The sequence below is a fragment of the Ruegeria arenilitoris genome (assembly GCF_013032445.1).
GTDB classification, from domain to species: domain Bacteria; phylum Pseudomonadota; class Alphaproteobacteria; order Rhodobacterales; family Rhodobacteraceae; genus Ruegeria; species Ruegeria arenilitoris_F.
Genome location: NZ_WQCA01000008.1, coordinates 59,505 through 83,566, shown reverse-complemented (window position 1 = coordinate 83,566; position 24,062 = coordinate 59,505). Strand labels below are relative to the sequence as shown.

22 protein-coding genes are annotated in these 24,062 nt (G+C 60.5%); 11 read left to right on the top strand and 11 right to left on the bottom strand.

What is annotated here, in order from left to right; genetic code table 11:
• Both eda and GOW98_RS13045 read left to right on the top strand, forming a co-directional pair.
• Positions 1–633, top strand: coding sequence for a bifunctional 4-hydroxy-2-oxoglutarate aldolase/2-dehydro-3-deoxy-phosphogluconate aldolase (eda, locus tag GOW98_RS13050; protein ID WP_170332678.1), 633 nt, complete (start codon positions 1–3; stop codon positions 631–633).
• Positions 634–684: 51 nt separating this feature from the next.
• Positions 685–1,875, top strand: coding sequence for a pyridoxal-phosphate-dependent aminotransferase family protein (locus GOW98_RS13045; protein ID WP_170332676.1), 1,191 nt, complete (start codon positions 685–687; stop codon positions 1,873–1,875).
• 7 nt (positions 1,876–1,882) lie between these two features.
• Here the strand turns inward: GOW98_RS13045 and GOW98_RS13040 are convergent, their stop codons facing one another.
• Positions 1,883–2,986, bottom strand: a complete 1,104-nt coding sequence (locus GOW98_RS13040; RefSeq protein ID WP_170332674.1) for a pyridoxal phosphate-dependent aminotransferase — start codon at positions 2,984–2,986, stop codon at positions 1,883–1,885.
• 132 nt (positions 2,987–3,118) lie between these two features.
• On the opposite strand from GOW98_RS13040, the gene GOW98_RS13035 reads away from it, so the two are divergent.
• Positions 3,119–3,901, top strand: coding sequence for a crotonase/enoyl-CoA hydratase family protein (locus tag GOW98_RS13035; protein ID WP_170332671.1), 783 nt, complete (start codon positions 3,119–3,121; stop codon positions 3,899–3,901).
• Here the strand turns inward: GOW98_RS13035 and GOW98_RS13030 are convergent, their stop codons facing one another.
• The 3 genes from GOW98_RS13030 to GOW98_RS13020 form a co-directional block, all read right to left on the bottom strand.
• Positions 3,902–4,234 (bottom strand): DUF1992 domain-containing protein, encoded by a 333-nt coding sequence (locus GOW98_RS13030; RefSeq protein WP_170332669.1) that lies wholly within the window; start codon positions 4,232–4,234, stop codon positions 3,902–3,904. It lies immediately after the preceding gene.
• A gap of 39 nt (positions 4,235–4,273) precedes the next feature.
• On the bottom strand, positions 4,274–5,437 hold the full coding sequence (locus tag GOW98_RS13025) for a benzoate/H(+) symporter BenE family transporter (protein WP_170332667.1): 1,164 nt from the start codon (positions 5,435–5,437) through the stop codon (positions 4,274–4,276).
• A 137-nt stretch (positions 5,438–5,574) separates the two neighbouring features.
• Positions 5,575–8,736 (bottom strand): valine--tRNA ligase, encoded by a 3,162-nt coding sequence (locus GOW98_RS13020; protein WP_170332665.1) that lies wholly within the window; start codon positions 8,734–8,736, stop codon positions 5,575–5,577.
• A 140-nt stretch (positions 8,737–8,876) separates the two neighbouring features.
• On the opposite strand from GOW98_RS13020, the gene GOW98_RS13015 reads away from it, so the two are divergent.
• Together GOW98_RS13015 and GOW98_RS13010 are read left to right on the top strand one after the other, a co-directional pair.
• Complete coding sequence (locus tag GOW98_RS13015; RefSeq protein ID WP_170332663.1) at positions 8,877–11,168, top strand: xanthine dehydrogenase family protein molybdopterin-binding subunit; 2,292 nt, start codon at positions 8,877–8,879, stop codon at positions 11,166–11,168.
• Positions 11,146–12,222, top strand: a complete 1,077-nt coding sequence (locus GOW98_RS13010) for a DUF2235 domain-containing protein (protein WP_170332661.1) — start codon at positions 11,146–11,148, stop codon at positions 12,220–12,222. The genes GOW98_RS13015 and GOW98_RS13010 overlap by 23 nt, the downstream gene beginning before the upstream one ends.
• Position 12,223: 1 nt before the next feature.
• Here GOW98_RS13010 and GOW98_RS13005 read toward each other — a convergent pair whose 3' ends face one another.
• A complete protein-coding gene (locus tag GOW98_RS13005) occupies positions 12,224–12,868 on the bottom strand; it encodes an NUDIX hydrolase (RefSeq protein ID WP_217359565.1) in 645 nt (214 codons plus the stop codon).
• 5 nt (positions 12,869–12,873) lie between these two features.
• Positions 12,874–13,449 (bottom strand): GcrA family cell cycle regulator, encoded by a 576-nt coding sequence (locus tag GOW98_RS13000; protein ID WP_170332657.1) that lies wholly within the window; start codon positions 13,447–13,449, stop codon positions 12,874–12,876.
• Between the two features lie 125 nt (positions 13,450–13,574).
• Here GOW98_RS13000 and GOW98_RS12995 point away from each other — a divergent pair, with 125 nt between their 5' ends.
• Positions 13,575–14,378 (top strand): ABC transporter permease, encoded by an 804-nt coding sequence (locus GOW98_RS12995; RefSeq protein WP_170332655.1) that lies wholly within the window; start codon positions 13,575–13,577, stop codon positions 14,376–14,378.
• Here the strand turns inward: GOW98_RS12995 and GOW98_RS12990 are convergent.
• Positions 14,360–15,250 (bottom strand): DMT family transporter, encoded by an 891-nt coding sequence (locus GOW98_RS12990; RefSeq protein WP_170332653.1) that lies wholly within the window; start codon positions 15,248–15,250, stop codon positions 14,360–14,362. The two genes, GOW98_RS12995 and GOW98_RS12990, sit on opposite strands and share 19 nt — an antisense overlap.
• 293 nt (positions 15,251–15,543) lie before the next feature.
• Here GOW98_RS12990 and GOW98_RS12985 point away from each other — a divergent pair, with 293 nt between their 5' ends.
• The gene (locus tag GOW98_RS12985; protein ID WP_170332651.1) at positions 15,544–16,731 is read left to right on the top strand and encodes an aspartate aminotransferase family protein; all 1,188 of its coding nucleotides are present in this window, start codon (positions 15,544–15,546) and stop codon (positions 16,729–16,731) included.
• Between the two features lie 61 nt (positions 16,732–16,792).
• On the top strand, positions 16,793–17,719 hold the full coding sequence (gene argF, locus GOW98_RS12980) for an ornithine carbamoyltransferase (protein ID WP_170332649.1): 927 nt from the start codon (positions 16,793–16,795) through the stop codon (positions 17,717–17,719).
• Here argF and GOW98_RS12975 read toward each other — a convergent pair.
• Together GOW98_RS12975 and GOW98_RS12970 are read right to left on the bottom strand one after the other, a co-directional pair.
• A complete protein-coding gene (locus GOW98_RS12975) occupies positions 17,716–18,312 on the bottom strand; it encodes a ferric reductase-like transmembrane domain-containing protein (RefSeq protein WP_170332647.1) in 597 nt (198 codons plus the stop codon). The two genes, argF and GOW98_RS12975, sit on opposite strands and share 4 nt — an antisense overlap.
• A gap of 6 nt (positions 18,313–18,318) precedes the next feature.
• Positions 18,319–18,807, bottom strand: a complete 489-nt coding sequence (locus tag GOW98_RS12970; protein ID WP_170332645.1) for a twin-arginine translocation pathway signal — start codon at positions 18,805–18,807, stop codon at positions 18,319–18,321.
• Positions 18,808–18,987: 180 nt separating this feature from the next.
• Between GOW98_RS12970 and GOW98_RS12965 the strand changes: the two genes are divergently transcribed.
• The 3 genes from GOW98_RS12965 to GOW98_RS12955 all read left to right on the top strand — a co-directional run bounded on the left by GOW98_RS12965 (position 18,988) and on the right by GOW98_RS12955 (position 21,935).
• Entirely contained in the window at positions 18,988–19,818 is an 831-nt protein-coding gene (locus tag GOW98_RS12965; RefSeq protein WP_170332643.1) for a phytanoyl-CoA dioxygenase family protein, read from the top strand.
• Positions 19,819–19,931: 113 nt separating this feature from the next.
• On the top strand, positions 19,932–20,894 hold the full coding sequence (locus GOW98_RS12960; protein WP_170332641.1) for a pirin family protein: 963 nt from the start codon (positions 19,932–19,934) through the stop codon (positions 20,892–20,894).
• A gap of 66 nt (positions 20,895–20,960) precedes the next feature.
• A complete protein-coding gene (locus GOW98_RS12955; RefSeq protein ID WP_170332639.1) occupies positions 20,961–21,935 on the top strand; it encodes a 2-dehydropantoate 2-reductase in 975 nt (324 codons plus the stop codon).
• 6 nt (positions 21,936–21,941) lie between these two features.
• Here the strand turns inward: GOW98_RS12955 and GOW98_RS12950 are convergent, their stop codons facing one another.
• Both GOW98_RS12950 and GOW98_RS12945 read right to left on the bottom strand, forming a co-directional pair.
• Positions 21,942–23,420 carry an inorganic phosphate transporter gene (locus GOW98_RS12950; RefSeq protein WP_170332637.1) on the bottom strand — a complete coding sequence of 493 codons (1,479 nt, stop codon included), beginning with the start codon at positions 23,418–23,420 and terminating at the stop codon, positions 21,942–21,944.
• A gap of 91 nt (positions 23,421–23,511) precedes the next feature.
• On the bottom strand, positions 23,512–23,970 hold the full coding sequence (locus GOW98_RS12945) for an NUDIX hydrolase (protein WP_170332635.1): 459 nt from the start codon (positions 23,968–23,970) through the stop codon (positions 23,512–23,514).
• Positions 23,971–24,062: the final 92 nt, after the last annotated feature.

The following is a 24,062-nucleotide window of genomic DNA, read 5'->3' as shown; positions in this document are numbered from 1 at the left end:
ATGTCGAAAACCCAACTTACCCGCGAAATCTGTGCTCTGGCACCGATTGTGCCCGTTCTGGTCGTTGACGATGCCGCACACGCTCGCCCTCTGGCCGAGGCTTTGGTTGCCGGTGGCCTGCCCGCGTTGGAGGTCACCTTGCGCACACCTGCGGCGCTGGACGTGATCCGCGAGATGGCACAAGTCGCCGGTGGCGTCGTTGGAGCAGGCACGCTGGTTACCCCTGATGACGTCCGCGCCGCCAAAGAGGCAGGCGCGCAGTTTGGTGTTTCACCCGGCGCGACCGACGCGTTGATCGCTACCTGTGAAGCAGAAGGCCTGCCATTGCTGCCGGGTGCCGCCACTGCCAGCGAGGCAATGCGCCTTTTGGAGCAAGGCTATGATATGCTGAAATTCTTCCCAGCCGAGGCATCGGGCGGTGCGCCTGCACTGAAAGCCATTGGCGCGCCGCTGCCGCAGATCAGCTTCTGTCCGACCGGTGGGGTGTCGCCTACGAATGCGAAAGACTACCTGTCTTTGTCGAATGTCGTTTGCGCTGGTGGCAGCTGGGTTGCGCCCAAGCAGATGGTTCTGGACGGCGATTGGGTCGGGATCGAAGCACTTGCGCGTGAGGCCGCGAAGCTGACGGATTGACGCCACTTTTTGCTGCGCTAGGGTGGGCGTCAATTCACACAGGTTGACCCCATGACAAACCCAATCTCTCTCGCGCAGGGGCGCGAGTATCTGGCTATTCCCGGCCCGTCGGTCATGCCCGATGCGGTGCTGCAGGCCATGCATCGCCCGTCTCCCAATATATATGACGGCGAACTGATCGAGATGATGCCGGCCCTGACCCGCGATCTGCGTCGTGTAGCCCGGACTGAACACAACGTCGCCATCTACATCGCCAACGGTCATGGCACGTGGGAGGCCGCGCTGTCCAACGTGATCGCGCCGGGGGAAACCGTGCTGGCACCGGCCTCGGGCCGGTTCACCCATGGATGGGCCGAGATGGCCGAGGCAATCGGTGCCAAGGTTGAACTGATCGATTTCGGCACGTCCTCACCTTGGGATATGGAGCGCATCGCGGATGCTCTGCGCGCTGACACTGGTCACCGGATCAAGGCGGTTCTGGCAGTGCATGTGGATACCTCAAGTTCGATCCGTAACGACATCCCGGCGCTGAGGGCGCTGCTGGACGAGGTGAACCACCCGGCGCTGTTGATGGCGGATTGCATCGCCTCGCTGGGTTGCGACCGGTTCCAGATGGATGCCTGGGGTGTCGATGTCATGGTCACCGCCTGCCAAAAGGGGCTGATGACGCCAGCGGGTGTTGGGTTTGTCTTCTTCAATGACAAAGCACAAGCCAAGCGGGCCGAGATGCCGCGAGTCTCGCAATACTGGGACTGGCAACCGCGGGTGAAACCTGAGCTATTCTACCAGTATTTCAACGGTACCGCGCCTACGCACCACCTGTATGGCCTGCGCGCGGCGTTGAACTTGATCCACGCAGAAGGCATCGAGAATGTCTGGGCCCGCCACGAACGCCTTGCCACTGCAATCTGGACAGCCTGCGAAACTTGGGCTGAAGGAGACGCGCTGCATTTGAACGTGGCTGATCGCGGTCACCGCAGCCACGCTGTCACCACTTTGCGTCTGACGGATCAGCGCGGTACGCCATTGCGCCGGTTTACCGAGACGCAGATCGGCTTGACGCTGGGCATCGGCCTTGGGATGGAGGATTGGAACGGCTTTTTCCGTCTGGGCCATATGGGCCATGTGAACGGTCAGATGGTGATGGCGATATTGGGGGGCATGGAGACCGCAATGGCCGCCCAGAATATCCCGCGCGGTAAAGGCGCGCTTGAGGCCGCAGCCGCAGTTCTATCCCAATAAGCACGGCCTATTCAGTCCGCGCTGCCGCCAAGGCTTGTGGCAGCGCGGTCGCGAAGGCGTCCAGATCCGCGGCCTCTCCGCAGCTGACCCGGATGCAGCGATTCTGAGGTGCGGCGAAGGGCATTCGCACAAAGATGCCCTGTGCCACCAGTGCCTCCAGTACTGTCTTGGCAAAGGCACCGTCCCGCCCGCAATCAATGGCCACAAAATTCGTGGCCGAGGGCAGGGGCTCAAGCCCGTTATCCCGTGCGATCTGGCTGATCCGGTCCCGAGCCGTGCTGATCTGCGCCTGCACATGGGCCAGCCATTCGGCATCCTGTAACGCCGCCAGTGCACCTGCCTGTGCGGCCCGGTTCATGCCGAAATGATTGCGCACTTTATTGAAGGCCGCGATCAGCCCCGGTGCGCCGATCGCATAGCCAACCCGCGCTCCGGCCATGCCGTAGACCTTGGAGAACGTGCGCATCCGGATCACGCGTGGGTCATCCGCCCCGATCGGTGTCGCTGTCCCTTCGGGGGCGCACTCCACATAGGCCTCATCCAGCACCAAAAGGCACCCTTCGGGCAGGACTTCCATCGCCTTTACGATATCTGCACCGCTGTGCCAGCTGCCCATCGGATTGTCGGGGTTGGCCAGATAGACCAGCTTTGCACCCACTTCCGCTGCTTTGGCGAACAGCGTTGCGGGGTCCTCGTGGTCATTCCGGTATGGCACTTTGTGCAACACGCCGCCAAACCCGGCCACGTGATAGTTGAAAGTCGGATAGGCTCCGTCCGACGTCACGACCGCGTCACCCGGCCCGACCAGCAATCGAACGAGGTACCCCAGCAGTCCATCAATCCCTTCGCCAACCACGATGTTTTCAGGCTGCAACCCGTGATGATCCGCCAGAGCGTGGCGCAGATCATAGTTCTCTGGATCGCCATACATCCAGATTTCTGTGGCCACCATCGCCTCGACCGCACGCGGCGAGGGGCCGAAGACGCTCTCATTCGCGCCCAGCCGGGCCACAAAGGGCGCACCGCGTTGGCGCTCTTGCGTCTCGGGCCCGACAAAGGGCACGGTTGCGGGCAAAGACAGGGCAAGCGGGGTATAGCGTGGGTCAGTCATGATGCGAGATAACCTCATGGTCCGCTGTCAGGCAACCACCTGTAATCGCGCCGCCAGACGTGCCCCGACGTTGCGGTGGAACTTGGCAACCCTTCCGGGCATGGTTGGGACAACGGAAATTGGGAGGTCCGCATGACACGCGTATCCGTCGAGTACAAAGATCACATCGCCCATGTCACGCTGACGCGCGGCGACAAGATGAACGCGCTGGATGACGCAATGGTCAAGGCGCTGCTGTCCGCCGGGCAGGAGGTTGCGGCCTCAGACGCCCGCGCCGTGGTATTGTCGGGTGAGGGTAAAAGCTTTTGCGCCGGGCTTGATATGGCGAGCTTTGCCAAGATGGCCCATATGGACCCAACCGAGTGGCTGATGACCCGCAGTCATAAAGACGCCAACGAGATGCAGGAACTGGCCTTGGTCTGGCGGCGCGTACCGGTGCCGGTGATCTGCGCCATTCAAGGCGTGGCTTACGGGGGTGGCCTGCAAATCGCGCTGGGCGCCGATATCCGCATCGCACATCCCGAGGCCAAACTGGCGGTGATGGAGATGAAATGGGGCATCATCCCCGATATGGGCGGAATGGTTCTGCTGCCGCAGCTTGTGCGCTCGGACGTGCTGCGGGTGTTGACTTACACCGCACGCCCCATCGGCGCGCAGCAGGCAGCGGAGTGGGGGCTGGTGACGAAACTCTCGGACGATCCGCTGACCGAAGCGCTGGCGTTGGCCGAAGATATCGCAGGCCAAAGCCCTTCGGCCATTCGCGCCGCCAAACGCCTGATTGAAGTGGCCGAGACCAAAACCCGCGCCGAAGTTTTGCTGGAGGAATCCGCTGAACAGGTCGAACTGATCGGCAAAACCGATCAGATGGAGGTCGTGATGGCGCAGATGCAGGGCCGTAAGCCCGAGTTCAAGTAACTAGCGCATAAAGGCGCGGCGGGCGTCGCGTGCCATGTTGTAGCGCATCTCAAGATCAGCGATCCGGGCCATGGCCAATTTGCGTTCGTCCGGATCTGTCAGACCTGCAAACTCTTTGCGTGCCGCATCAAGTTTTTTTCTAATCTCGAACTCTTCCGGCAGCACCCCAGCCTGAGCCATGATCCTATGGCCCGCTGCCAGGGCTGCGTCGCTCTGGGCCTCACCGGAACGGTCTGGCAGAGGGCGGCCCTCGCCTTCCAATCCCTGTAATTGACCCTCGGCTTGGGCCTTTTTGATCTGACGCTCGATCAGTTTTCCAAGCGATCCAAACATAGCGAGAGGATATCCCAGCCTTTAAGGCTTTGAAAGCAACTACCGGGCTCGATTCGTGACCAGATAAGCGACGCCTCCCGCCAGCAGCCCCCAAACCGCAGCGCCCAGACCAAAGACCGAGATTCCGGAGGCTGTGATGGCAAAGGTCAGAATAGCGGCCTCCCGTTCGGCGGGCACTTCCAGAGCTGCATGGGTCGCATTTGCCAGCACTCCGATCAGGGCGATCCCCGTCAATGTTCCCATCAGCAGAGGGTCGGCATGTACGGCAAAACCTGTGATAGCCACCGCAAAGATGCCGAAAAGGCAATAGAATACGCCTGCCATCACGGCAGACCAATATCGTTGGGCTGGATCAGGGTGGCTGTCCTCGTTGGAGCACATCGCGGCGGTTATGGCGGCGAGACAGGTAGCCGGAGCGCCGAAGGGGGCCGACAGGATGCTGGCTGCTCCGACCGAGGAAAACAGTTTGCCCGAAGCGGGCGAGTAGCCAAAACTGCGCATCACAGCGATGCCAGGGATGTTCTGTGTAGCCATGGTGACGATGAAAAGCGGGATGCCAATGCCAATGATCGATGCCAAAGAGAATGTCGGCATGATCCAGACCGGTGCCGCCATCAGGTGAGACGGCGCAACGGATGCATCGCCTGCGTTCAGAACCACAACTATTGCGGCTGCAACCACCGCCGCCGGAACAGCGAACAGTCGGTTTACCCGTCCAGCGATGAACCATGTCAGGATCACCGGCAAGGCTTGCCATGGCAGGTCAACGGCGGCCTTGAAGGGGAGGATGCACAGGGGCAGCAGAACGCCTCCGAGCATCGCCTGCGCCAGGGTTGTTGGGATTGCCGAGGCCAGTCGCCCCAAAGGACGCCAAAGACCGGCGAGCACAGTCAGCGCGCCTGCGTAGAGGAACGCGCCAACGGCTTCAGCGAAGCCCGCCGCTGGCATTGCGGAGACCGCCAATAACGCGGCACCCGGCGTTGACCATGCCACGCTGATAGGTTGCCGATACCACAGGCTTAGGCCAATGGCTGTCAGACCCATCGCAATGGCGGCCATCATAAGGCCCGAGGCGGACTCGGACGCCGAGGCGCCCATCGCCGCCAGCCCCTGCAACACAATGGGGAATGAGCTGAAGAACCCGACGATGGCGACCACAAGCCCCGTTGAGACCGTTTGAATAGGAGGAATTGCGCGCGCCATATCGACCTCTGGAACTGAACCCTCACTTGCTAACAAGGGTTAAGCAGCGGGGACAAGCACTATGAGCGGTAAAGAAAATCCCCACCACCGGATTGGGTGATGGGGATTGGATTCGAGTATTTTTGAAAAGATGAAGATCAGGCGATTTCGGCCAAACGCGCTAGGGCCTCGTTTAGCTTGGCCTCTTCTTCTTCGCGGGCGGCGAGGTTGGCTTTGGCTTCAGCGACAACCTCTTCCGGGGCCGAGGCCACGAATTTCGGGTTGTTCAGACGCCCGCGCAGACCGCCCAGTTCCTTGGCCAGTTTGCCCATGGCTTTTTCCAGCCGTTCCTTTTCGGCGCCGATGTCGATGATATCTGCCAGCGGCAGGCCAAAGGCCGCGCCGGGGGCGGCGATCGAGATGGTGCCTTTGGGCAGTTCATCGGCCTTGGTCAGGCTGTCGATCCGTGCAAGGCGCTTGATCAGCGCCTCGTTGCGGTCCCAAGCGGCCTGACCGTGGTCGTCAATTTCGGTCACCAGCATCGGTACATAGAGGCCTGCCGGAACGCGCATTTGCGCACGGGCCGAACGGGTGTTTTCGATGACCGAAATCACCCAGTTCATCTCACGATCCGCCTCCGCGTCGATCAAGTCGGCAGCGGCGTAGGTCGGCCAGTCGGCGTGAACGATCATCTTGGAACGGTCGCCGGTCAGGCCCCACAACTCTTCGGTGACGAAAGGCATGATCGGATGCAGCAGGACCATGCACTGATCCAGAACCCAACGCATGGTGGCGCGGGTTTCGGCCTGCGCCTCGGCGTCATCGCCCTGCAACAACGGTTTGGACAGTTCCACATACCAATCGCAGACCTTACCCCAGACAAAGGCATAAAGCCCGTTGGCGGCATCATTGAAGCGATAGCTTTCCAACGCCGCGTCAACTTCTTCGCGCACGCGGGCGGTTTCACCGATGATCCAGCGGTTCACGGCGGCCTTGGGCTTCAGGTCGGCCACGTTCAGTTGCGGAACGGCGTCGGTGAATACCTCGTTCATCTCGGCAAAGCGGACGGCGTTCCACAGCTTGGTGCCGAAGTTGCGATAGCCGGTGATACGTTCCTTGGACAGCTTCAACACACCGCCGATGGCGGCCATCGAGGCGTTGGTAAAGCGCAACGCATCGGCACCGAATTCGTCCACAATTTCAAGCGGGTCGATGACGTTGCCGGTGGTCTTGGACATCTTCTTGCCCTTCTCGTCGCGGACGAGCTGGTGCAGGTAGACGGTGTGGAAGGGGATTTCTTTCACCACGGCCAGTTGCATCATCATCATCCGGGCGACCCAGAAGAACAGGATGTCAAAGCCGGTGATCAGAACGTCCGTGGGGAAGTAGCGTTCCAGTTCCTCAGTCTGCTCGGGCCAGCCCAGAGTGCCGATGGGCCAGAGGCCTGACGAGAACCAAGTATCGAGGACGTCAGGGTCGCGCCAGACCGGATAGACCAGTTTGGTCGGATCCTGCTCCAACGCATACTGGGCAAGGCTTTCAGCAAACTTGTGGATCGCTTCTTGTTTGTCGGCGACTTCGACAACGGTCGCGTGGCTCAGCGGGCTGGGAATGTTGGCGTTGTCGTCGAGGAATTTCTCGGTAACGGCATCAAGGTTCGCAGCACATTCCATGACATTGCCACGGTGCAGCATGCCGCCTTCGTTCAGCAAACGGCCCAATTCGACCAGATCAAGATCACCGTCGTTCTCGTCGTCTTTGAACCCCTCAGCGGACAGGTCGAGCCCATACCAAACCGGAATTTGGTGTCCCCACCACAGCTGGCGCGAGATACACCAGGGCTCGATGTTTTCCAGCCAGTGGTAATAGGTCTTCTCGCCCGACTCGGGGATGATCTTGACCGCGCCGTCCTTGACCGCGTCCAGTGCGGGGCCAACGACCTTTGCGGCGTCAACGAACCACTGATCGGTGAACATCGGCTCGATCACAACTTTCGAGCGGTCGCCGAAGGGCTGCATGATCGGCTTGCTCTCGACCAGTGGCACCAGTTTGTCGGCACCTTCGTGCCCGGACTTCAGGGCCGTCGAACCCAGACGCGTGTCATCGGCACGGCACATGACGGCCAGACCGTCATTGGTAATCTCTTCGACGACCTTCGCACGCGCCTCAAACCGGTCCAACCCGCGCAGGTGATCGGGGACGAGGTTGATCGCGTCGATCTCGTTTTCGGTGAACTCACGTCCACGCGCGTATTCCTGTGCCTTGCCCGCCTCGTCGGCATAGGGCGCACCATCGGCCCGCATCGCGCCCTTGGTGTCCATCAGGCGGTACATCGGAATGCCGCCGCGCTTGGCTACCATGTTGTCGTTGAAATCATGCGCGCCGGTGATCTTCACCGCGCCCGAGCCGAAATCGGGATCGGGGTAATCATCGGTGATGATCGGAATCTGGCGGCGATGCTCCTTCGGGCCAACCGGAATTTCGCATAGTTTTCCAACGATTGGCGCGTAACGTTCATCCGATGGGTAAACCGCTACCGCGCCGTCGCCCAGCATGGTTTCGGGGCGGGTTGTGGCGATCGAGATATAGTCGCGTTCTTCCTCAAGCACGATGTTCCCGTCTTCGTCTTTCTCGACGTAGGTATAGGTCTCGCCCCCGGCCAGCGGGTATTTAAAGTGCCACATATGGCCCGCGACTTCGATGTTCTCGACCTCAAGGTCCGAGATCGCGGTCTCGAAATGCGGGTCCCAGTTGACCAGTCGCTTGCCGCGATAGATCAGGCCCTTTTCGTACATATCGACGAAGACCTTGATGACCGCATCATGGAAATTGGCCGAATTCTCGTGCCCCGTGCGCGGGTCACCCGCAGCACCGGCCATGGTGAAGGCATTGCGCGACCAGTCGCAGGAGGACCCCAGACGCTTGAGCTGCTCGATGATCGTGCCGCCGTATTCGCCTTTCCACTCCCAGACTTTCTCAAGGAATTTTTCGCGCCCCAGCTCGCGCCGACCGGGCTGCTGAGTGGCGGCCAGCATCTTTTCGACCTGCATCTGGGTGGCGATGCCCGCGTGGTCTTGACCGGGTTGCCACAGCGTGTCGAAACCGCGCATCCGGTGCCAGCGGATCAGGATGTCCTGCAGCGTGTTGTTGAAGGCGTGGCCCACGTGCAGCGCGCCTGTCACGTTGGGCGGCGGGATCATGATGGTAAAGCTTTCGTCGCGCGATTTGTTCGCGCCTGCCTTGAAGGCTCCGGCCTGTTCCCAGGCCTCGTAGATGCGGGCCTCGGCCTCGGCCGCGTTGAATGTCTTTTCCATCGCCATGGGGTGCGTCCTGCGTCATCAATCTTGGGTCAGCGCCTGCAATAACGAAACGCGGCGCGAAGTGGAAGGGTTTGCGGACGCTCTGGACAATGAACCGGGGCAGCCTAATGTCGCCTGCACGGCAGCGACAGGAGCACGCAATGGAAAAGTTCGGGAAAAGCCAGCCGGTCAAGCGGACCGAAGATCAGCGCTTTTTGACCGGGCAGGGGCGGTACATGGATGATGATGTGCCGAGTGACGCGCTGTTTGCGGCCTTCTTCCGCAGCCCCGTTGCCCATGGCCGGATCACCGCGCTGGATCTTGACGCGGCGTGTCAGGCGGACGGCGTTCGGCTGGTCATGGCGTTGGATGATCTGGCTAAAGCTGGGATCGACACGGTTTTGAACGCGGCGACGGTGACCAACCGGGATGGCTCCAAAGCGGCGGCACCGGACCGGCATATGCTGGCCAAGGATCGGGTGCGGTTTGTTGGTGAGCCCGTGGCTGTCGTCATCGCCGAAACCCCAATGCAAGCCCGCGACGCGGTTGAGATGATCTGGATGGAGACCGACGATCTGCCCGCCAAGCTGGATATCGATGCCGGAGGGGAAGTGCTGCATCCCGAAGCCCCCGACAACCGCGCTTTTGACTGGGGGCTGGGCGACGAGGCCGCAACCGAGGCTGCGTTTCAGCAGGCCGCTCATACCGTTTCGCTGAACGTGGCTGACAATCGGGTGATTATAACCTCGCTGGAACCGCGCGGCTGTCAGGCGCATTGGACCGACGAGCGGCTGCAGTTTGCCTATGGTGGGCAGGGTGTCTGGGCCATGCGTGCGCAATTGGCGCAGAAGCTGAAGCTCGAGCCTGACACTATCCGCGTCACCACCCCTGACGTGGGCGGTGGGTTCGGGATGAAGGTGATGCCGTACCCGGAGTATTTCTGTGTCGCCGTGGCGGCAATGAAGCTGGGCCAACCCGTTCACTGGATGTCGGACCGGTCCGAGGCGATGCTGTCCGATCATCATGGTCGCGATTTAACCTCTCTGGCCGAGCTGGCCTTTGACGCCGATCACCAGATCACCGCCTACCGGGTGCACAGCAAGGTCAACCTCGGCGCCTATAACAGCCATTTCGGGCAGGCGATTCAGACCGACCTGTTCAGCAAGGTTTTGATGGGGGTCTATGACGTTCAAACCACCTATCTGCGGGTCGATGGGTTCTATACCAACACCACACAGGTTGATGCCTATCGCGGCGCAGGACGCCCCGAGGCGATTTATGTCCTTGAACGGTTGATGGATCGTGCCGCGCGTGAATTGGGGGTCGATCCGTGGGTGCTACGCCGGAAAAACTTCATCCAGCCCGAGAGGTTTCCCTACACGTCTGCGACAGGGGAAACCTATGATGTCGGCGATTTCAACATGGTCCTGACCCGCGCTGGCGAACAGACGCAGGGCTTTGCCGAACGCAAGGCCGCCGATGCCGAGCGTGGCCTGATCCGGGGGCAGGGGCTGTGTTATTATATCGAAAGCATTCTGGGTGCCCCTTCTGAGAACGCAAAAATTGCCTTTTGTGAGGACGGGACCGTGAACCTTTACGTGGGCACTCAGTCAAACGGGCAAGGGCATGAGACGGCCTATACCCAGTTTCTATCGGATCAGACGGGTGTTCCCATGGACCGGATCACCGTCATTCAGGGCGACAGCGATCAACTGCCCCACGGGGGTGGTACGGGCGGATCACGCTCGGTCACGGTGCAAAGCACGGCAACGCTGGCCACAATCGACGTCATGATCGCCGCATTCACGCCTTATCTGGCCGATAAGATGGGTGTCGAGGAGGCTGACGTGAGCTTTGATCACGAAACATTCCGAGCGCCCGGATCCAACCTGACGCCCACCCTGACCGAGGCGGCCGAGATGGCTCGCGCCGATGGTCGCACCGATCTGCTGCAGCACGAAGCACGCGCCAACCTGGATGCCCGCAGTTACCCCAACGGAGCACATGTTGCCGAAATCGTTATCGATTCTTACACCGGTGAAACATGGGTGGACCGCTATACAGTTGTTGATGATTTTGGTAACCTTATCAACCCAATGCTGGCCGAAGGGCAGGTGCATGGCGGCGTGGTTCAGGGTATCGGACAGGCCCTGACCGAGCATGTTGTGCATGATGCGCAAGGGCAACTGCTCACGGCTTCGTTGATGGACTACGCCTTGCCCCGCGCGGCCGAGATACCCATGATAAAGTTTACCTCGGCGCCGGTTCCGTCAACTTCCAACCCGATGGGGATGAAAGGCTGCGGAGAGGCCGGTACCGTGGGCGCGCTGGCCGCTGTGGCAAACGCGGTTCAGGACGCGCTTTGGGATCACGGGGTGCGACAGGCGGATATGCCGTTCACACCCCTCAGAGTTTGGGAATTGTTGACACATGGTTCTGTCGCGGCTGAGTAGAAAGGTACTGGGATGGCTCGGACGGCCTCTGCGGTCCGAACACTCGGCCGAGACGCCTCATCGCGAACCTGTCAGCCATGTCATCATCCTCGACGGCACCATGTCGACGCTGGAGCCGGGATTTGAAACCCATGCCGGTCAGACGTTCCGCCTGTGTCAGGAGATGGGCGGCAAGGTCTCGGTGTTCTATGAGGCGGGCGTTCAGTGGGAAAGCTGGAAAACCTCGCTGGATGTGATGATGGGGCGGGGGATCAACCGTCAGATCCGCCGCGCCTATGGCTATCTGACATCACGCTACAAACCCGGTGACCGGATCTTCTTTATCGGTTACTCGCGTGGGGCTTACGGGGTGCGCAGCTTGGCCGGGGTAATCGACATGATTGGCCTGCTAAAGGCCGAGCACGCCACGGTGCGAAATATCAAACAGGCCTACCGCCACTATGAATGCAATCCCGACGGCACCGCAGCCCGGGATTTCCGCCGCAAGTTCTGTCACGAAGAAATCGCCATTGAAATGATCGGCGTCTGGGACACGGTTAAGGCGCTGGGCTTGCGTCTGCCGTTGCTGTGGCGCCGGGCCGAAGAAAAACACGCGTTCCACAACCACCAACTGGGGCCTTCCACCCGGCACGGCTATCACGCCATGGCACTGGACGAAACACGCGAGGTTTATGAGCCGGTTTTGTGGGAGTGCACCTCTGATTTCGACGGCCATGTCGAACAGGTCTGGTTCCGCGGCACCCATGGCGATGTCGGCGGCCAGTTAAACGGGTTTGAAGAGGCGCGACCGCTCAGCAACATCCCTCTGATCTGGATGCTGGACAAGGCCGAGCTGCATGGCTTGCCGCTGCCTGACGGCTGGCGCGACCGGTTCCCGACCGCGACCACTGCGCCTTCGGTCGGCACCTGGCGTGGGTGGGGCAAGATTTTCCTGCTGCGCAAACACCGGAAGGTCGGGCGTGATCCGTCAGAACGCTTGCATGTTTCGGTCGCGCCGGATGAGTTGCCCGGCTGGGTGCCGATGCCGGATTTGCCGTCGCATCCGGCACAGTAGATCAATCGAACAGAGTTGCAGACTGATCCTGTGCAAAGGCGCGAAACGCCGCCAATATGTCCGCGTGAATGTTTCTGGTCAATGAAAGTTCGGGAATTGCATCCGGAGCAAAAAAGGCGGCTTCACTGGTTTCAGCCCCCGGCTTAGGGGCATCTGAGCCGACCTCATCGCACAGGAAAAACAGCTTGTAGAAATCCCGCGTGTCTGGTGGGTATGGGTGCCGCGCTTTGTGACGCAAGGCATAAAGTTGCCTTGCCCGAACCTGCAGTCCGGCCTCTTCCAAGACCTCACGTTCGATGTTTTCCGCCGGAGAACTGCCGATATCCGCGAACCCGCCCGGCATGGCCCAATTGCCATCGCTGTGTTCGCGTACAAGCAGTATACGGCCATCACGAATGACGGCACCTCGGATGTCGATGCTGGGCGTGGCATAGCCGCCTGCATGTGTTGGGAACAACCCGGTGATTTGAGAAATGGGAACGTTGCCAAGATCGGCCAGCATGGCCTGCGCCATCTCGGCGATCTCGTCAAAACGTTCGCGGTCAAACGGGTCTTTGGTAAAGTGCTGGCCGGTTTCGGCCAGCGCCAACAGACGTTTTGCCCGGGTTAGCCAGGTATCCTCCATCGCGGTCGGATCCTGGCGCACGGCCTTTACCGCCGACGGTCGCGACGCGAGCTCATGGGCTGGAACGCCACGCCAACATGCGCCTCGCAATAGGGTTTTCCAGCTTCAACGGGCAGGCCGCAGAACCAGAAATCTTCGGTCGCAGGGTCGCCCACGGGCCATTTGCAGGTCTTCTCGGTCAGTTCCATCAGCGTCAGCTTTTTGGCCTTTTTCTCAACCTCATTGACCTTGGCCAGCGCCTCAGGGCTGATCTCGTTGGCCGAAGGCTGCGGCGGCAGCGGCTGGCCTGCCGGGATGATCTGGCGGCGGGCCGGCACAGCAGGTTTCGCTTCGGCCGCAGGGGCAGGGGCTGGGCGTGCAGGCTCGGTCTTGGGTGCGGGTTTCGGCTTGGCCTCGGCCTTGGGCGCGGGTGCCGGTTTTTCCTTGGGCTCGGCCTTGGCAGGCGCAGCACCGGTTGCGCGGTTCGACAGGCCCAGACGGTGCACTTTGCCGATCACGGCGTTGCGGGTCACGCCGCCCAGTTCCTTGGCGATCTGGCTGGCCGACTGGCCCTCGCCCCACATTTTCTTCAGCAGTTCTACGCGCTCGTCAGTCCAGGACATCGGTTGCCTTTCAAAAGCGGAAAGCGGCCCCGGATTCGGGCCGCCTTGGGAATTCGTCTCAGCCCCCTATTTTAATCACTGCGGGCCGAGTTACAAGCGGTCTTCGAATCAGCTATGGGGCAGACATGCAGAATCTTATCGATCAGGACGCGCGCCGGTTTGGGGCGGTCAATTGGATGGGCCTCTATACGCTGGCCAAACGCGAAACCCTGCGGTTTCTGGCCGTCTGGACACAGACTCTGATGGCACCGCTGGTGACGGCTGGTTTGTTCCTGCTGATCTTCACCATCGCCATTGGGCCGGGGCGGCCCGACGTGATGGGGGTTCCGTTTCTGGTCTTTCTGGCACCGGGCATCATGATGATGACGGTGATCCAGAATTCATTTGCCAATACGTCGTCCTCGATCATTATCGCCAAGATTCAGGGGAACATCGTCGACACGTTGATGCCTCCGTTGTCGCCACTGGAGATTCTGCTGGGCTATTTGGCCGGAGGCATCGCCCGCGGCGTCCTGATCGCCTTTGTCGTCGCGGCCGCGTTTCTGGTATTTCTGTCCATCGCGCCGCAGAACCCGCTGATCACTCTGATTTTCGTGATCCTCGGAGGCGCTTTCATGGGCGCGTTGGGCCTGTTTGCCGGCATCTTTGCCAACAAATTCGATCAGATGGCAGCGATCACCAACTTCATCGTCACGCCGTTGGCCTTTCTGTCGGGCACGTTTTACTCGGTCGAGGCGCTGCCGCCGCTGCTGAACAAGCTGAGCCACCTGAACCCGGTGTTCTATCTGATTGACGGGTTGCGCTATGGGATGATCGGCGTGTCCGACAGTTCTCCGTGGTTGGGAATGGTTGTCTGCACCGGCGCGACGCTGGTGGTTGGCGCGGTCACCTGGCAGATGCTGCGCACGGGTTACCGGCTCAAGGCCTGACGCTGCCGCGTTTCGCGCCACACTAGAATCAGCCCGCCGGTCAGGATGATGGCCGAGCCGATTTGGCTGATCGCATCCGGGATCACGCCGAACACCGCGAAATCGTAAAGGGCGGCAAAGATCAGCGTCGCATAGCTGATAGGCGCTACAAAGGACGCATCCGCGCGGGCCATACCGTTGACGAAACTGGCCTGCGCACAGGCCATCAGTACGCCAATGCCCGCCAGCGCCGCCCATTGCGCGGGTGTCGGCATCTGGAACACAAAACTGACCGCGACCGAGGCAATCGTCAGCCCCATCGCATTATTGACCAACAGGATCTGGATCGGAATTTCCCGGCCCGAGAGCTTTTTGATGAAAATCAACTCCATACCAATTGACGCCGCAGCGGCCAGCGCCAGCAATGCAGCCGGCTGAAAGCTGTCGGGAGTCGGGCGCAGCAGGATCAGCGCACCGGCCAATGCCACGGCTGCGGCTAACCAGCGCCATGGGCCGACACCCTCTTTCAGCAGCGGGACAGCCAACACCATCGCGAAGACCGGGTTCAGGAAGGAAATCGCCGTGGCGTCTGCGATTGGGATGAACGCGACCGAGGCGAACATCAAAGTGATCCCGACCCACCCGAAACTGGTCCGCCCGATATGCAGCCCCCAATGCGGGCGACGTAGTTTTGGGCGCAGGATCCCCACCGCGCTGACGATCACCAGAAAGGCGAACAGAAACCGCCCGTGGCTGATCTGCATCGGATGCAGCGCGGGGCCCAGCGTATCTGTCCCCAGCGCTTTGGCCAGCAGCGTGGTGCCCGCAATAAACGCGCTAGCGGTCACGATCAGCAAGGCCGCAAGGGCAGGGTTCTGGCGCGCGGGTGTCATGCCCCTAGCGGTGGGCCAGCATCGGAAAAATAGCAAGCAGGAAACATTCGTCTCAGAACGAAATTTCGGAGGTCGCGATTTTCAGGGTTTTCACAACGCCTGCGCCTCGCTATACGGCGCGGCATGATCAAACACGCACATATCCTGCGACTCCGACGCCGACGCATTGCCGCGTAACCGGCCCGTTTGATCCATTGCGCGCTGTAAATCCGCGCAAACCCCACCAAATCTGTTGACGAACCCTGCCTTCGTGTATCACTCACGGGGCTCAACATATCGAAAAGGATGATCCGATGATCCCGTCCGTTCTGCCGACCTATAATCGTGCGCCCCTGACCTTTGTGAAGGGCGAAGGCGCTTGGCTGACCGAGGCGGATGGCCGACGTTTTCTGGACCTCGGTGCAGGGATCGCGGTGAACGCGCTGGGCCATGCGCATCCGGCGCTGGTCAACGCACTAACTGAACAGGCACACGCGCTGTGGCATGTCTCGAACCTGTACAACATCCCGCAACAGCAGGCGCTGGCCGACAAGCTGGTCGAGCATACCTTTGCCGACACGGTGTTCTTCACCAATTCGGGTACCGAGTCCTGCGAGTTGGCCGTGAAGATGGCCCGCAAGTATTTCTATGACAAAGGTCAACCCGAAAAGGTCGAGATCATCACCTTCAGCGGCTCGTTCCATGGACGGTCCTCGGCCGGAATCGCGGCGGCCGGGTCTGAGAAGATGACCAAAGGTTTCGGCCCGCTGCTGCCGGGTTTTGTGCATGTCACGTTCGGCGACCTGGACGGTGTCACCGACGCGATCACCGATAACACCGCTGCCATCATGATCGAGCCGGTGCAGGGCGAAGGTGGCATTCGACCGGTGCCCGATGCCGAGATGAAGGCCCTGCGCCAGATCTGCGACGAAAACGGCCTGTTGCTGATCCTGGACGAAGTGCAATGCGGTGTTGGTCGGACCGGTAAGCTGTTCGCGCATGAATGGGCGGGGATTACCCCCGATATCATGATGGTTGCCAAAGGCATCGGCGGAGGTTTCCCTCTGGGTGCGGTACTTGCCAGCGAAGACGCCGCCAGCGGCATGACCGCAGGCACTCATGGCTCGACCTATGGCGGCAACCCGTTGGGCTGCGCCGTTGGCTGCGCGGTGATCGATCTGGTCGCTACCCCCGCCTTTCTGGAGGGTGTGAACCGCAAGGCCGGCCTGCTGCGCCAAAAGTTGGAAGGTCTGGTTGCCGATCACCCGGATGTGTTCGAGGACGTGCGCGGCTCTGGGCTGATGCTGGGCATCAAATGCAAGGCGACCAACACGGATGTTGTGAATGCGGGTTATGACAACGAGGTCATCACCGTTCCCGCCGCCGACAACGTGATCCGCCTGCTGCCGCCGCTGACCCTGACCGAGGATGACATTGCCCAGGCCATGATCCGCCTCGACAAAGCCGCCGCTCAGATCGAGAGCAATCTGGCTACGGCCTGATCTTATACCACATTCTGCGAGGGCGGTGCCCTCAGCAACTGACAGTCAAAAGCGAAACGAAATGAACCATTTTCTCGATATCCACAAAACTGACGCACACGAATTGCGGGCGATGATCAATCAGGCCAGTGAGATGAAGCAAGCCCGTTTGGGCCAGCCCAAGGCCGCGCTGGATGACGAACAGCCGCTCAAGGACCGCATGGTTGCACTGATCTTCGAAAAACCCTCGACCCGGACCCGCGTGTCCTTTGATGTGGGCGTGCGCCAGATGGGCGGGCAGACGATGGTGCTGTCCGGCAAGGATATGCAGTTGGGCCATGGTGAGACCATCGCGGACACCGCCCGCGTGCTGTCGCGCTATGTCGACATGATCATGATCCGGACCTTTGATGAGACGATCCTTACCGAGATGGCCGAATATTCCGACGTGCCGGTGATCAACGGCCTGACCGACCGCACCCATCCCTGCCAGATCATGGCCGATGTGCTGACCTTCGAAGAACACCGCGGCCCCATCGCAGGCAAAAAGGTTGTCTGGACAGGTGATGGCAACAACGTCTGCGCCTCGTTCCTGCATGCGGCAGGCCAGTTCGGGTTTGACCTGACCTTCACCGGCCCGGCGCAGTTCGACCCTGAGGATGAATTCATGGGCTTCGCTCGCCAGAAGGGGTCAAAAATCGTGGTCGAGCGTGATCCGTTCAAGGCTGTCGAGGGCGCCGATCTGGTTGTCGCAGACACCTGGGTCTCGATGCACGATAGCCAATCGGCCAAGGAGCGTCGCCACAACCTGCTGCGGCCGTACCAGGTGAATACGGAGTTGATGTCCCACGCCAAGCCCGACGCACTGTTCATGCACTGCCTGCCCGCGCACCGCGAGGAAGAAGCGACCTCCGAAGTGATGGACGGCCTGAACTCGGTGATCTTTGACGAGGCAGAGAACCGTCTGCACGCGCAGAAGGCCGTAATGCGCTGGTGTCTGGGCGTTTAACGTCTGCGCACATCCCAAACGCGCAGTTTGGCGAGCGTTCGGACGCTCGCCATCAAAACCAAAGCGCAGAGGGCGGATTTGGTCATGATCTCCATTGTGCCTTCGATCAGCATCGCGTGCACCACGCTGCCGACGATGGTCACAGCAGCCAGCAATGTGTGACCCAACCTCCAGACCCGGAACCGAAGCTTCAGACGTTGCCGATATACGCCTAGGATGGCGGCTGCAAAACTCGACCACATTGCAATGACACCCCAAGCTGAAAACGGGGTGGGTGAGACGAACAGCAAAGCGTCCACGACATCAGGCGGGCTGGTGATCCACAGGCCGCCAACGTGGATCAGGATGGCCGCGATCAGGCTGACGCCAACCCACCGGTGCCACTTGCGGCTGGCCAGTGGTGAAAGCCCGGGCAGGTATCGCCCGGCCAGAAGGGGCTGCATCAAGAGCAACCCCATACCGACCACACCCGCAATCCCGGCGATGATGTAGACAGGATCACGCCACGCCAAAAGCGGACTTTTCGCTGCTGCAACCAAGGGTACCGCCAGGACGAGGGCCAGAACTGTCCAGATCAGCAGCGCGCGAGTCACGAATGGTCAGAGGGGTTGAAGGACGAAATGCGCGGCGAGCGTCTTGTCCTTCGAACTCGCCATGATCGGCCGCAGGAACACGGTCTCGAATTCACCGCTGTCATAGGCCAGATGGCCATGCGGCTGGCCGAACGCAGGCACGATCTGCGGCATCTCCAGCCGAAACTCTCCATTCGCGTCGGTCAGTGTTGCCCCGTGGCTCTGCGGGTCGCGTTCGTGGCCTTCGGTCGTGTGCGCCCAAATCTGGATGCGCTGGTTGGGAAGCGGGGCTCCGTCACCCGCGCGGCGCACCGTGCCGGTCATCCAGAAGCCGCCGTCACCGATTTGAGTAACAATGGGCGCACCGGGGCGGTAGTTGTTGGACCCGCCGCGCATGGACGGTGTCGGGGCCAGCCCAGCCGCACGCGCAGGCAGTAGCAAGCCGGTTGTGCCGGTCGCCAGAACGGCACCGCCGAGGGCAATCATGGAACGGCGGGAAAAGCCTGTCTTTGTCATGTCGGGACCTCCTGCAAGGTGTCATCCAATTGGATCGCAACGCGCCACGGCGCTAAGATAGCACGGTTCGCGCCTTTTCCGAGGCAGGTTTCACGGCCCTGTGAACATCCAACGCGAATTTCTTTGACCCCAAGTGAACTGGGGTGCCATCCTCGCGATACCGATCCGAAAGGCCTCCCGATGGACAATATGCAAACAGTGTCACCCGACGAAATCGCCGCCTTCAAGCGCGACGGGGCCGTCGTCTTGCGCTCGAAATTCTCGGAGCATTGGCTATCGCTGCTGCGCGAGGGGATCGATGCGGACCTAGCCAACCCAAGCGAAAACTTCACCCGCCACACCAAAGACCCCAGCGCCCCGGCCTATTTCGAGGATTACTGGGCTTGGGACAAAATCCCTCAATTCACCGATTTTGTACGCAAATCCCCCTGTGCCGCGCTGGCGGGGCAACTGTTATGCGCACCGTCGATCAACCTTGTCATGGACAACTGGTTCCTGCGCGAAGCCGGGTCGACCTCACGCCCACCATTCCATCAGGACCTGTCCTATTTCGACTTCGCGGGCACGATGTGCGTCCTCTGGCTACCGCTGGAGCCGGTGACCAAGGAGAACGGTATCGCCTTTGTGAAAGGCTCGCACCTGTGGGACAAGCTGTTCATGCGGGTCCGGTTCGCGGACGGGCATCCCAGTTACGAACCGACCGAGGTTGCAGGCCTGACCTATCATCCGCCGCCCGATATCAACGCCGACCCGGATGCCTATGACCTGCTGCAATGGGACATGCAGTTGGGCGATTGCATCTTTTTCGACATGCGTACGTTACATGGAGGTCTGTCCTCGGTGACGCCCAGCGAAACGGTCCGACGCTTTACCCTGCGGATGACGGCACCGGACGGGATCATCCGGTATCGCGGCGACTGGGCAAAAGATGAACGCGCGCAGTTCGAGGCGGCAGGCTATCGTGAAGGCGACCGCATCGACGGGCCGTTCTTTCCCCGGCTGTGGCCCTAGACATCGGCAAATTTCCTGCACTCTGACTGTGCAAAATTGCAAGTTTTCCAGCGTAAATTCGCCCTATATCCTTCTTTTGTGAACCTTATACCTCTGATCACAGGAGAGCTGGAATGAGTTGGAACCCGACCCACACCCCCGAATGCCTGTCGGAAAATGCGGCACTTGAGACCTTGATCATCCCGCGCGCCCGCGATTTGGGCGGGTTCGAAGTGCGCCGCGCGCTGCCCTCCCTCAAACGTCAACTTGTGGGACCATTCATCTTCTTTGACCAGATGGGCCCTGCCGAGTTCATCACTGACGGCGGCATCGACGTGCGCCCGCATCCGCATATCGGTCTGGGTACCGTCACCTACCTGTATCAGGGTGAGTTCGAACATCGCGACAGTCTTGGTACGCATCAAATGATTTACCCCGGCGAAGTCAATTGGATGGTCGCCGGCCGCGGCGTTACTCATTCCGAGCGCACCAGCGCAGAAACGCGCGGCAAGAAACACAGCCTGTTCGGCATCCAGACCTGGATCGCTCTGCCTGAGGCTCATGAGGATATGGCCCCAGATTTCGAGCACCACAAACAAGCGTCCTTGCCGCATATTGAGGATAACGGGGTCAGCGCCCGCCTGATCCTCGGATCGGCCTATGGTGAAACTAGCCCGGTCACGATGCTGTCCGAGACCTTTTATCTGGACGTCCAGCTTGAACCGGGTGCTGCGTTTCCCCTGCCGGACGATCATGAGGATCGGGGCGTTTATGTCACTCAAGGCTCAGTCGAGATTGCCGGTGACAAGTTCGACGAGGGCCGCATGATGGTGTTCCGCCCGGGCGATCATCTTTCGGTCAAGGCCGGGCCACTGGGCGCACGGTTGATGCTGCTTGGGGGCGCGACGCTGAACGAGGATCGTTATATCTGGTGGAATTTCGTGTCGTCCTCGAAGGAAAAGATCGAGGCCGCCACCCGCGAATGGAAAACCGCCGACTGGGCGCATGGCGCGTTCCACCTGCCGCCGGGGGATGATCAGGAATTCATTCCGATCTCGGAAGAGTTGGAGCGTACCCGCCCGCGGCTGGCGCGCTGACCAAACGTAAGGGGGTCTTGCCCGACTTATTGATCCCGGCGATCCTTTGCCCCGAGGAGGCGCACCATGAAGATCGTGATCGCAGGGGCGGGCAGTATCGGCTGTTATTGCGGGGCCTTGCTGACCCATTCAGGCCACGACGTAACCTTATTGGGCCGGTCGCGCATTCTGGACCCGATCCGTGATAGGGGGCTGATTGTCACTGATTTCTCGGGCCTGAACCGACACGTGGCTGCGCAGGATTTGACCCTGACCGAGAACGCAAGCTGTCTGACCACCGCAGAAGCCGTGATCGTGTCCGTCAAGACCGGCGCAACGGCTGAAATAGCCGCCCGGATCGCCCAGTATGTGTCGAAGTCTGCCCCGGTTCTGTCGTGGCAGAACGGGATGGACAACGCCCGTATTTTGCGAGCCGCTCTGCCGGACCACGACGTGCGTGCCGGGATGGTGCCATTCAACGTAGTGCCGACCGAACCTGCGTGTTTTCATCGGGCGACTTCGGGTGAGATTGTCATTCAAAGTGGTGTTGGCGCGCTGGGTGAAAAGCTCAGCAGCCCCGATTTGCCGGTTGTTGAGAGCGACGACATCGACGCTGTGCAATGGGGCAAGCTGGTGATCAATCTCAACAACGCGCTGAATGCGTTGTCTGGTCTGACGCTGAAAGAGCAACTGTTGGACCGCAACTGGCGGAGGGTGATGGCGGACCAGATGGCTGAAGCTCTGGCGGTGCTCAAGGCGGCAGGTCACCCTGTGGCCTCGACCACACCTCTGCCTGCGTGGATGACGCCGCATATCCTGCGCCTGCCGACGCCGGTCTTTACCCGGATCGCGGCACGTATGCTTACCATCGACCCCAGCGCGCGGACCTCGATGGCCTATGATCTGATGGCGGGCCGCCCGACCGAGATTGACAGCCTGCAAGGCGAGATCATTCGTCTCGGTAAGCAGTTTGGGGTGGCGACTCCGATCTGTGCCAACGTGCGGGTGTTGATCGAACAAGCGCCCGAGATCGCTCTGTCACCGGATCAGGTTAAGCCTTAGGCAGGGTCAGATAAATGCCGTCAGGAAAACGAAAATCGCCGCCGACATGGCCGCAGCCGCAGGAACGGTAATGATCCAGGCCGCCACAATTGTCATGAAATGCGAGCGACGCACCAGCTTGCGGCGTTGGTGCTCTTCGCGGGCCAGCCGCTGTTCGGCGGGACGCTGGCGGTTCGATTGCTTCCAGCGGCGGTCCGAGTGCCATTCGCGATAGAACCCAACTCCGAACACGGCCCCCACGGCGATGTGGGTGGAACTTACCGGCAGACCCAGCCAGCTGGCAACGATCACTGTGATTGCCGCCGACAGCGCCACGCAGAACGCGCGCATCGGGTTCAGCTTGGTGATCTGGCTGCCCACCATCCGGATCAGTTTGGGGCCGAACAGAAACAGACCGAAGGAAATCCCGAAGGCACCGATCACCATCACCCAGCTTGGGATCGCCACTTTCGAAGCGAAATCGCCGAATTCTGCCGCATGCACGATCGCCGCAAGAGGGCCAACCGCATTAGCCACGTCATTGGCGCCGTGGGCGAAGCTGAGGAACGTGGCCGAGATGACCAGAGGCAGGCCAAACAGCGTTTTCAGAGATTTCGTACGGTTTTCCATCCCCTCGGATTTTCGTCGTACCCAAGGCACTGTCACCGACCAGACCAGCAGGCCCGAGGCCAGACCGATCAGAAGGGCCATCTCAAGCTCGATCTTAACGATCCGCTTCAGGCCTTTGACGGCCAGATAGGTGGAAAACGCCGCTGCCATGACGGCCACGAGGATCGGAACCCAGCGCCGAGCGGCAGCAATCTTGTCGTCCTGATACTGGATCTTGGCCTTGATCAGCGCCAGAAACCCTGCCGCGATCACTCCGCCCAAAACCGGTGAGATCACCCAGCTTGCGGCGATGGCGCTCATTGTGCCCCAGCTCACGGCGCTCAGACCTGCTGCGGCAATACCAGCGCCCATCACACCACCAACGACCGAGTGTGTGGTTGAGACCGGTGCACCGACCCAAGTGGCGAGGTTGACCCACATCGCCGAGGAAATCAGTGCGGCCATCATCGCCCAGATAAACACATTGCTGTTCTGGACCGAGGCCGGGTCGATAATCCCCTTTGAAATGGTCGAGACCACATCCCCACCCGCCAGCAGCGCACCTGCGCTTTCGGCGACGGCCGCGATGACGATCGCGCCGCCCATGGTCAGAGCATTGGCTCCGACCGCCGGACCCATGTTGTTGGCCACGTCGTTGGCGCCGATATTGACCGCCATATAGGCCCCGAAAACCGCTGCCGCGACAACGATCAGCCCGCCATCGGCCTGTCCGAAAAACACGGCTGCCGACAAACCGGCCAGCGCGATAAAGGCCAGCGCGATGCCGGGCGCCAGCATCGGGCGCGCCACATGGACATTCGCGGTTTCGACACGCGAGATGCGGTGCAGGTCGCTATCCAGCGCCTGCCAACGGGTTTTTGTAGTCATGTTCGACATGGGAATTTGCGGCTTATTTGAGTTGACACACGCGGCTAGACGGTTTCACCCGCGCGGGCAACCGCTTTGTCATCAAATTTTTGCGAAACTGTTACAATCGGAGCAGTATGTCGCGCAGTTCCGGTTCATTGACGCGTTCGGCTGCAATTGCAGGAGCTAACCAGACCCTCTTACGTTCGTCTGCTTCGGGAAAGCTGTCCGCAAGATCCTGCACTTCGATCCGGTAGACACTGGTCAGAACGGGCAGGGCCGAGCCGTCTTTCAGGATTTTGTCGTAGGTAAAATAGCCTATCGGCTCTTTAGCAGGGCTGGGCGCACGTACGCCGGCCTCTTCCCAAGCCTCCTGCAGTGCGGTTTCGGCACCGTCCTTGCCATCCATCGGCCAGCCTTTGGGGATAATCCAGCGCCCGGTGTCGCGGCTGGTGATCAGCAGGACCTCTGGCCCGCTTTCTTTTTCACGCGTGCATAACGCTGCGAACTGCACCCGCTTGGGGCGCAGGAAAATGGGTCGTGCGACCTCCTCCCAGATGTTTCGCAACCATTTGGTCATAAACTGATCTTTTGTACGCGCGTTAATGTCAAGCTGAAGAGATATAGCAACAACGCGCGATGTCTTCAATGAGACCCTCTGAATTTCCTGCG